The 10,579-nt window shown below is 57.7% G+C and carries 6 protein-coding genes; 3 read left to right on the top strand and 3 right to left on the bottom strand.

Annotated elements, in window-relative coordinates; translation table 11 throughout:
• Positions 1-398 precede the first annotated feature (398 nt).
• The 3 genes from AC5FXY_RS22250 to AC5FXY_RS22240 all read right to left on the bottom strand — a co-directional run bounded on the left by AC5FXY_RS22250 (position 399) and on the right by AC5FXY_RS22240 (position 4,710).
• On the bottom strand, positions 399-2,243 hold the full coding sequence (locus AC5FXY_RS22250) for a glycoside hydrolase family 13 protein (RefSeq protein WP_493558932.1): 1,845 nt from the start codon (positions 2,241-2,243) through the stop codon (positions 399-401).
• Positions 2,244-2,455: 212 nt separating this feature from the next.
• Complete coding sequence (locus tag AC5FXY_RS22245; RefSeq protein ID WP_493558931.1) at positions 2,456-3,511, bottom strand: UDP-glucose--hexose-1-phosphate uridylyltransferase; 1,056 nt, start codon at positions 3,509-3,511, stop codon at positions 2,456-2,458.
• 32 nt (positions 3,512-3,543) lie between these two features.
• On the bottom strand, positions 3,544-4,710 hold the full coding sequence (locus tag AC5FXY_RS22240; protein ID WP_493558930.1) for a galactokinase: 1,167 nt from the start codon (positions 4,708-4,710) through the stop codon (positions 3,544-3,546).
• Between the two features lie 489 nt (positions 4,711-5,199).
• On the opposite strand from AC5FXY_RS22240, the gene AC5FXY_RS22235 reads away from it, so the two are divergent.
• The 3 genes from AC5FXY_RS22235 to AC5FXY_RS22225 form a co-directional block, all read left to right on the top strand.
• Positions 5,200-6,786, top strand: a complete 1,587-nt coding sequence (locus tag AC5FXY_RS22235) for a family 43 glycosylhydrolase (RefSeq protein WP_493558929.1) — start codon at positions 5,200-5,202, stop codon at positions 6,784-6,786.
• A 227-nt stretch (positions 6,787-7,013) separates the two neighbouring features.
• On the top strand, positions 7,014-8,072 hold the full coding sequence (locus AC5FXY_RS22230; RefSeq protein WP_493558928.1) for an aldose epimerase family protein: 1,059 nt from the start codon (positions 7,014-7,016) through the stop codon (positions 8,070-8,072).
• Between the two features lie 265 nt (positions 8,073-8,337).
• The coding region (locus AC5FXY_RS22225; RefSeq protein ID WP_493558927.1) for a bifunctional alpha,alpha-trehalose-phosphate synthase (UDP-forming)/trehalose-phosphatase at positions 8,338-10,579 on the top strand (2,242 nt) is incomplete at its 3' end.

Below are 10,579 nucleotides of genomic sequence, written 5' to 3'. Positions count from 1 at the left end.
TCGGAGCGTGTCGATTTCCCCGCTCGCCGCCCCGTTCCGTTTGATCGGGAGGACAAAAGTACCAGGTCATTTCCGAACCCGCAATACCTTCGGTGCTTTTTCAAGGTGCTTGCACTTTTGCAAGCGCGGCTCCCGGTGCGCCCAAGACCTAACCCTGAAGCACTTGGGGAAGTTCACCGCGCTGAAAAAAAAGGGGCGATGCTTCCGCCGGCGGCCGTACCCCCTGCTTGCGGCCTGGGGAAACCAAGGAAAGCGCCGCACTTGTTGCTGGCGCTTCCGGATAGACACTTCGGGTAAGATTAAGGTTCAATCAGTCCATAGTTTTTTTGAAACCAGCTACCTATCATGGGATTAGCCCTTAAGTACCAGCCATCGTTGAGGTTAAGGCAAATGCTCAATCAGTTCTTCAGTACCAATCCACTCAAGGGCGGTACCTGTACTTGGCCATCTGTGACTGTTAAGGCACCTCCTAGAAGGCTAATCCACTTGCCATTGCTTGGTAGGCTAAACCTTCTGGGCTCCTTTTCTAAGTTAAACAGCACGACTATCTGTTGCTGCTTGTTGAAACGCCGATACGAGAGTTGCTTGCCAGTAGCCACCAAGAACTCTATGTCGCCGGTACGTAGGACAGGCTGGCTCTCTCGGAGGTGAATTAGCTGGCGGTAGAAGGCGTGATGTTCTTCATCAAAGCCCACATCATCTTTTATAGCTGGCCCGGGTTGGTAGTTATTGCGAGTTTCTGGCTCGAAGCGAAGCTCGGGCCACATGAGCGGTTTGCGGCAATCAGGATCGTCGGCGCCCCACATGCCTAGCTCGTCGCCGTTCCAAATATGTGGGGCGCCAATGCTGGTAAACTGATGCAGCAGATATAGGCGCACGCGTTGATAGGTCTCGGCGTCAGGTTTGCCGGTTTTATAGCTGGGGTTGTCGCGCGGGGTAGCTTGGTACTTGTACTTATTGGGATTGTAAAAGTCGGTGAGTAAGCGGGGCGTGTCATGAGAGGCGTTGACATTCATCATAGCGTAGCGCATGGGCTTAGAAAGTCGGTTCCACTCAGCTTGTAACGCGGCCACGAACTGCGGAGCATCGATAGGCTGGGTAACATCGGCGAAGAAGCTGCGGGCGGGCCGGTATACCTGATAGAACATAATGGCATCGAACACGTCACCGCTGACGTAGGGCACGGGGTTCATCAACCTATCGGGCCATTCTTCCCACCATACTTCTCCTACTAAGTACGCGTCGGGCTTGATGGCCTTGACATGGGTACGGTACTCACGCCAAAAGCCCATGGGAATTTGGTCGGCTACATCGAGGCGGTAGCCGTCGATACCCTTGCGTACATCGCCATCGGGGGCAAGCCAGCGTTTGGTGACGGCCAAGATGTGTTGTTTGGCCCCCTCGCTGAGGTTGCCTTCATAAGGTTGCCCGGATTTGCGTTCGGTAGTGACGTTGACTTTGCGGATTTCGGGCAGGCTAGCCAAGTTTGCCCATCCTTGATAAGTAAACTCATTGGCGGGCGTGGCAGGATTATCGAACGAGGTAATTTGGTACCAATCGGCAAAGGGAGAAGCGTTCTGCTTTTTCAGGATGTCTTGCCAGGCCCAAAAGCCCACACCGGTGTGGTTCCAGGAGTAATCGAGCACCACCTTCATGTTGCGGTGGTGCGCTTCCTCTACCAGTTTCAGGAAAAGCCTGTCGGCGGAGGTCCACTGCCAAGTGCTGGGGTCGGCTGGGTTCTCGCGGGCGATGATGCGCTGGTCGCCGGCAGGGTCTGGACCGAAAGTGACGTCAATGTGATGGTAGCTGCGGGCGTCGTACTTGTGTAACGACGGTGCATCGTTGAGAGGGTTTAAGTAAAGGGCCGATATGCCGAGGTCGCGCAGGTAATCAAGCTTATCGAGCACGCCTTGCAAGTCACCGCCGTAACGGCGCAGCCCCAGCTCATCGCCCCAGGAAAGCTTGGACCGTTTAGCCCAGGGTTCGGGTTCATACCAATTGTGCGTCCAAGGAGTGATGCGCCAGCCGGGTGGGGCCTGGAAAGCGGGCAACATGGTTTGGGGCGTAGGGTCGTTGCGCGGGTCACCGTTGCTGAAGCGTTCCACGAAGATTTGGTACCAAACCACGTCCTGGGCCCAAGCTGGTGGCTGCTGGAAAATGACAGCGCTGGGTTGGGCTACGGAAACCTGCTGACTCATGACGGTGGCACACAACAGCGGCAGGATATGTCTGGGGGAAGCCATGCGGAGCAAAGGCAGAAACGGTGACTGACAATGCCGCGAGTATAAATCTATCGCGCAACATTGGCCGGAATGGCTGAGCAGACCGTTTGCTTCATCGGACTAACCAAGCAAAAGGTAGGCAACTCTACATACTATATAAAGGAGCAAAAACGGATGATCCAGTGTACCATCCGTTTTTGCTCCTTTATATAGTATGTCGCGCAGTACAGGTTCTAACCCTGCTCGGTCTGCTTGTAATGGATTTCCGACAAGCTTCGAAGCTTGTCGGCGCTGAACTCGGGAGTGATGTCGCGTTGCGGATTGCCCAGCAGTTCGTAGCCGACCATAAACTTGCGCACGGTGGCCGAGCGCAGCAGCGGCGGGTAAAAGTGCATGTGCAAGTGCCACTCCGGATGCTCCTGACCATCGGTGGGGCGCTGGTGCAAGCCGGCAGAATACGGAAAGGAAATTTCGAACAGGTTATCGTATCGAATGGTAAGGCGGCGCAGGGCATCGGCCAACGCGTCGCGCTCCTCAGGGGTGAGCTGGGTTACATCCTGCACGGGTCGACGGGCCACCACCAGCGTTTCGAAAGGCCATATGGCCCAGAACGGCACCAGCACCACGAAGTGCTCATTCGCCAAGACGATGCGCTCCTTTTTCTCTAGCTCGATGGCGAGGTAGTCGGTTAAAAGGGTGCGGCCGTGCTCCTGGAAGTAGGCCAACTGCTGCACGGTTTCCTTAGCAGGCTCCGTGGGCACGGTGCGCTGGGCCCAGATCTGGCCGTGCGGGTGCGGGTTGCTGGCGCCCATCATCGAGCCTTTATTCTCGAAGATCTGTACGTAATTGATGTCGGGCTGACTGCCGAGCTCTTGGTACTGCTCAGCCCAGAGGTCTACCACCCGGCGAATGGCAGGCACGTCCATTTCGGGCAAGGTCAGATCGTGGCGGGGCGAAAAGCAGATGACGCGGCCCACTCCCGACTCGGCCTCGGCCCGCAGCAGGCCGCCTTCGTTGATGCCACCGGTGGGCACATCCTGGTACAGCGCGGCGAAGTCGTTGTCGAACACAAACGTCGATTCGTACGCGGGATTCACGGCACCGTTGGCGCGGGTGTTGCCGGGGCACAGGTAGCAGGTAGGGTCGAAAGCGGGGCGCTGTTCGCGGTCGGGCTTTTCCTGCTGGCCCTGCCAAGGACGTTTGGAGCGGTGCGGCGAGACTAGAACCCAGTCGCCGTTGAGGGCATTTAGACGACGGTGCGGATGTTCGGTGCTATCAAAAGAAGCCATAGGCGCAGCAAAAGCTAGGTCAACAAATCGGGCTAGGAAACGGCTGTTGGCACGGTGCCAACGCCGCCCATGATAGTCGTTTGGTAGGTTTCCAGCGGCCGGCCGAAGCGCTGCTCGTAAGCAGCGCCTACTTTCTCTATAAAGGAGTCGACCTGATCAGGCGCCACTAGATTGATGGTGCAGCCGCCGAAACCGCCGCCCATCATGCGGGCGCCATATACGCCGGGCACCTGCTGAGCGGCTTCTACCAATACATCGAGCTCTTCGCAGCTAACCTCATAATCATCGCGCAGGCCTGCGTGCGAGCCGTACATCTCCTGGCCGAAAGCCGCAAGGTCATGCGCTTCGAGGTGGCGGCAAGCGGCTTCCACACGCAGGTTTTCTTGCACCACGTACGAGCAGCGTCGGTAGACAACGTCGCCTAGCTCCTGCCGGTGCTCCTGCAGCTGGTCAAGCGTTGCGTCGCGCAGGCTCTGGACCTCGGGGTAATACTGTTGCAGCACGGCCACACCCCGTTCGCACTCCTGGCGGCGGGTATTGTATTCGGAGCTGGCAAGGCTGTGCTTCACACCAGAATTGCAAAGCACAATGCGGCAGGCTTGGGTGTCGAAGGGAAAATATTCGTACTCGAGTGAGCGGCAATCAAGGCGTACCACGTGCTCGGGGCGGCCCAAGATGCTGGCGAACTGATCCATGATGCCGCACATCACGCCGGCGTATTCATGCTCGGCTTTCTGCGCGATGCGGGCCAGCTCCAGTTTGTCGAGGTTAGCATCGAGCAGCTGATTTAGCGCGAAAGCCAATCCTGATTCCAGCGCGGCCGACGAGGACATGCCAGCGCCCATGGGAATATCGCCACCGAACACGCAGTCGAAGCCGGTAAGGGCAATACCGCGCTGCCGGAGCTGATCCACTACACCAAGCAGGTAGTTGGCCCATTGGGTTTCGGAACGCTTCAGCTCGCTCAGCGGTAACGTAAAGCAGTCGTTCAAATCGTTTGCAACGAGGCGAATTTCGTCGCCATTATTGAGCCCTACGGCGTAGTAAACAGCTTTGTCGACGGCAGCCGGCAGCACGAAGCCGTTGTTGTAGTCGGTGTGTTCGCCGATGAGGTTTACGCGGCCGGGGGCGCGGACTACCATAGGTGCGGCGTAGCCAAAATGACGCTGAAAGGCGGAAGCAACGGTTTGGGCAAGCATAGCAACGGGAATTCAGGTGACAACTGCAGCCGGCGTAGAAATACGGATTATTCACCGCGGCGGCTGAACTGGCAGCAGGTTTGCCTAGGTATGGCAGGCAATCTAGCGAAAGCAGCTACCTAGTTTCAACGAGTGTTGCCGTCGTTTGGTCGTCTAATACCCAAGGTTGAACCCAACGGAAGTAAGGTTCAACAAAAAAATGCCGCAAAGCTGGCACAATACAAAAGTTGTTGTTTAACTTCGAAAAATAGAAAACGCCGAACTCTTGTAAACTTTGCAGCGTTCGGCGTTTTCATTGATTCTGACTGGCTTTTGAGCCAACCCTGGGTAGCGCGGACGGTACAAAAAATCTTTCTTAAGTGCCAAAAATTAACTTGATTCTGGCGCGTGTTTTGCGCAGCTCACTTCGGAGTTGGCAATGCGCGCTGGGCCTCGAGTTGGAGCTGCTTATCGGGTAGGCCGTTTTTTCATTCTAACGTCACTTCTGCTTTGTCTTTCGACCTGGAATCAGGGGCTTATTCCCCTACACCGGACACTGATCTGCTTTTCGACAGCCCGGAAATTCTTTTTGCCGGTAGCAGCGCGGCGCCCGTAGCGCCGGCCCTAGTGGGCTACGACCGGTTGGTGCTTCCCGGTGACTTCCCCGATCCGACTATTGCGAAGATCGGCGACACGTACTGGGCCAGCGCTACTTCTGCCGAGTGGGGCGCAGTGTTCCCGCTCTTCAAGTCTACCGACCTGGTGAACTGGGAGCTGGTGAGCCATGTGTTTCCCGGCCGCCTGCCGGCTTGGTGTGACTCGCAATTTTGGGCACCGGAACTCTTCTACGAGGGCGGTAAAGTGTACCTATACTACACGGCCCGTAAGAGAGGCGGCGTGCTCTGCGTAGCCGTAGCCAGCGCCGACCAGCCCGAAGGCCCGTACACCGACCACGGCCCGCTAGTGGGTGAAGCAGCTGGCTCCATCGATGGATTCCCGGTGCGCGACGAAAACGGGGTGCTGCACCTGGTGTGGAAAAACGACGGCAACAGCCGCAACAAGCCCACTCCTATCTGGGCCCAGCGCATCGATGAGAAGTCGTTAAAGCTGGTGGGTAAGCGCCACGAGCTATTCCGCAACGATGCGCCATGGGAAGGCTCGCTAGTAGAAGGCTCGGCACTGGTGCGCCACAACGACTACTTCTACATGTTCTACGCCGGTAACGCGTGCTGCGGTAAGTACTGCACGTACGCTGAGGGCGTAGCCCGCTCGCGCACCTTGCTGGGGCCGTGGGAGAAGTGCCCGATGAACCCCATTCTGACCGATAACGAGGTGTGGAAATGCCCCGGCCACGGCACTGTAGCAGAAAAGGACGGCCGCTGGTTCCTGTTGCACCACGCTTACCATGCCAACAGCCACGAGTTCGTAGGCCGCCAAGGCTTGCTGAGCGAGTTTACCTGGAACGCGCAGGACTGGCCGGAGTTTGTCAACAGCAGCCCGCAAGCCGCGCCGCTGGCCGACGTGACGGTGATGAACGTGACCGATGAGTTCGATAGCGACGCGTTGGCTTTGACGTGGCAGTGGCCAGTTGGCAATCAGCCGCCCATCCACGTAGCCGACAGCCAGCTGCACCTCGGCGCCAGCTCGGCCCGCCTGGGCTCGATGGTAGTACAGCGTACCTATGCGGCTACCTACACCGCTAGCGTGATACTCGACAGCACTACCCTAAGTGAAGGCACTTTCGCGGGTCTGGGCGCTATCGGTGACCCGTACAACGCCTTGGCACTGGTGGCCGGCGACAACATGCTGCAGCTGTGGCACGTGAAAATGGGCAAGAAACAGCGCCTGACCGAAGTGCTGCTGGAGCCCTGCTCGCAGCTTGGCATTCGGCTGGAATGCTGGGGCGGCAGCCGCTTCCGCTTTGCGTACAGCTCTGATGGTGGCCTGAACTGGGAGCCACTGCGCACCGATGGCTTCGCTATCAATGGCACTTACCTGCCGCCTTGGGACCGGGGCGTACGCGTAGGCCTGATTGCCCAAGGCGAGGAAACCGAAACGGCCGTGTTTGAGCGGTTTACGCTGCGCAACCAACGCTAGGTTTTGAAGCAAGAAGTTAGACGTAAAAAGCAAAAGGACCCTGGTAACAGGGTCCTTTTGCTTTTTGAACTCCGGCTGATACGAGCGGGGCTTTTCGTTCTGAAAGCAATAGACAGGCCGCTTTGCTAGTTGCTTGGCTTATCAATTCTCTGGATTCGCTTTTGATTTCTGCCATCTAAGGCTTCGGTGCGTGCGTACACAGCGGCTTAGGCAATACTTTCCCGCTCATGGCACAACCTTCAATTACGGCCGCACCTTTTGGGCAGCTGCCCAACGGACAAGACGTTCAGCTGTTCACCTTGACCAGCAGCACGGGCATGGTAGCCCGCATCACCAACTACGGTGGCATTGTGACGGAGCTACTAACGCCAGACCGCGTAGGGCAGTTAGGCGACGTAGTGCTTGGTTTCGACACCCTTGAGGGCTACCTCAGCGACGCTTACGCCGCGGCCAACCCGTATTTCGGCGCTTTGATTGGCCGTTACGGCAACCGCATTCGGGAAGGTCGCTTCGAGCTGAATGGCCAAGCCTACACGCTGGCGACCAACAACGGGCCAAACCACCTGCACGGTGGCCAGCACGGCTTCGACCGCCAACTATGGCAAGCAGAAATGCTGGTAGACCTCGGGCCTGTATTACGTCTTACCTGCATCAGCCCTGACGGCGAGGAAGGCTACCCCGGCAACCTGACGGTAACGGTGCTTTACGGCCTCACTGCCGACAACAGCCTGCGTATTGATTACACTGCTGTTACTGACCGTCCGACCCCTATCAACCTGACCAACCACTGCTATTTTAATCTGAGCGCCGGGCAGACGCCAGACATTCTCGGCCATGAGCTGACCCTACACGCCGACCGTTACACCGTAGTGGACGACACGCTGATACCAACCGGAGAGCTGCTCGCCGTGCAAGGCACGCCCTTCGACTTTACCCAAGCGCGGGCCGTTGGTGAAAAAGCCGACGAGGTGCCGGGTGGCTACGACCACAACTGGGAACTGCGCGGCAAAGGATTTCGTCCGGTGGCCGCAGCGTACGAGCCAGTATCGGGCCGGACGCTAGAGGTGTTCACCGACCAGCCAGGCATTCAGTTTTACGCCGGTAATTTTCTGGATGGCTCACTCATTGGCAAGAACAACACTGCTTATCTAAAGCACGGCGGCTTCTGCCTGGAAACGCAGCACTTCCCAGACTCGCCCAACCAACCGGCTTTTCCTTCGACGGTACTAGAGCCCGACACCGTATTCCATTCCGTGACGGAGTACCGCTTTGGCACTCGGCGCTAACCGCCGGCCAGAACCCGTATTTATTTCAAATCGAAATCAGTACTTGCCTGGCAGTCCGGAACCGGCTTCTGCCGTTAGATCAAGAGGCAGGCTGCTCATCAAATGCGGCAACTGATGCTCTACCCTTGGGGCGAGTATCGTGATGAGCGGCCTGCCTCTTTTTATGCCCTTCCGTGGCTGCGCGGTTTGCTACGTTCTTTAAAAGTTAACACAGCCCTATTCCGGCAGCCTGCGTAGTGGGAAGCACAAGTTTATTCGGCTCATTATGCCCCGCACCATCATCGTTTCTAACCGCCTGCCCACCAAGGTCAAGCGCGAATCTGACGGTAACCTCACGTTTTCGCCTAGTGAAGGTGGCCTAGCCACTGGCTTGGGCTCCGTATACAAACAAGACGGCAACGTATGGGTCGGCTGGCCCGGCCTATACCTCGAAGCTCCCGAAGACGAACAACACGTAACCGAGCAGCTTGCGCAGGACAGCATGGCGCCAGTATTCCTGACGGAAGAAGAAATCCGGGATTACTACGAAGGCTTCAGCAACGAAACGCTCTGGCCCACCTTCCACTACTTTGCCCAGTACGCTGTTTTCGAGCCGACTTACTGGGAAGCCTACGTAGCTGTAAACCGCAAATTCTGCGAGGCCGTAGCGGCCGTGGCCGGTCCCGAGGACACCATTTGGGTGCAGGACTACCAGTTACTACTGCTGCCGGGCATGTTGCGCAAAGCCTTGCCGCAGGCTACCATTGGCTTCTTTCTGCACATTCCATTCCCGTCCTACGAAATCTTCAGCGCCATTCCGTGGCGCCGGCAGCTGCTCGAAGGCCTGTTGGGTTCCGACCTGGTTGGCTTCCATACTTACAACTACATGCGCCACTTTCTGAGCTCGGTGGAGCGCCTCTTGGGCTGCACCAATCAGAATGGCGTAATAGAAACGGGCAGCCGCAACGTGGTAGTGGATTCATTTCCGATGGGCATCGACTACCAACGCTACGCCGAGGTAGCGGCCTCACCGGAGGCCCAAGAGCTGGAGACGCAGTACCGCGAGGCCATGAGCAATCAGCAAATTGTGCTGAGCATCGACCGCCTCGACTACACCAAGGGCATTGCCCAGCGTCTGCGCGCTTTCGAGCTCTTGCTGAAAAACCACCCGGAGCTGCACCACCGCGTGACGCTGCTGATGCTGGTGGTGCCTTCCCGTGACCAAGTCGCCCAATACAAAGAGCTAAAAGAGGAAATCGACGAGCTGGCCGGCCGCATCAACTCCCAGTACCGCACCATCTCCTGGTCGCCGATTCAGTACTTCTACCGCTCTTACCCACTCGAAGAGCTCAGTGCCCTCTACCGCTTGGCCGATGTGGCGCTGGTGACGCCCATGCGCGACGGCATGAACCTAGTGGCCAAAGAATTCATCGCCAGCAAAACCGACGCCCGCGGTGTGCTCATCCTGAGCGAGCGAGCTGGCGCAGCCCGGGAGCTTTCCGACGCGCTGCTGATCAACCCCACCGATACCGAGGAAGTAGCTGAGACGCTTTACCAGGCTCTGACTATGCCGTTGGAAGAACAGCAGCAGCGCATGGCTGGCTTGCAGGCCGTGGTGCAGCGCTACGACGTACACGCTTGGGTGGAGCTGTTTATGAACCGCCTCACCTACGCCAAAATCAAGCAGAAAATCCTCGAGACCGATACCTTGGACCCTACCGTACAAGCTTCCATGACCGAGCAGTATCAGCAGGCTCAGCGCCGTGTACTGCTCCTCGATTACGACGGCACGCTGATGCCTTTCCACAACAACCCGCAGCAGGTGCGTCCCGACGAGGAACTGCGGCGGCTGTTGCAGGCTTTGGCTACCGATGAGCGCAACCGCGTGGTCATCATTTCGGGACGCGACCGGACCACGCTTACCCAGTGGCTCGGCGACTTGCCCCTCGACTTTATCACCGAACACGGCGTGTGGCTGAAACAGCGCGACGGCGACTGGCACATGATTCAACCCCTGCGCAACGACTGGAAACGTGACATCCGACCCATTCTCGAAATGCACGTGAGCCGGACTGCCGGTGCCTTCATCGAGGAAAAGGAGTACTCGCTGGTCTGGCACTATCGCCGCACCGACCCGGATTTGGGCGCCATGCGTGCCCGGGAGCTGTCGGCTCACCTACAATTCATTGCCAGCAGCAGCGGACTGCACGTGATGGAAGGCAATAAAGTAGTCGAAATCAAAAATGCTGGCATCGACAAAGGCGTAGCAGCTGCGCACTGGATACAGCAATTTGAGCCCGACTTCGTACTAGTCATGGGCGACGACCGCACCGACGAAGACACTTTCCGCTCTGCTCCCAAAGACGCCTTCACGGTGAAAGTAGGCGCCCGTCACCGCTCCTTGGCTCGCTACCATGTAGACAGCCCGACGGAGGTGCGCGAAGTATTGTGGAGTTTGGTGCAAGCATCATCCGGCTCAGATACGGAGCCCGAAGCCCCCAAGCATGAGCACAGCGACACCACCACGC

The sequence above is a fragment of the Hymenobacter sp. FMD4 genome, from assembly GCF_058932745.1.
This window is presented reverse-complemented; position numbering and strand designations above follow the sequence as displayed.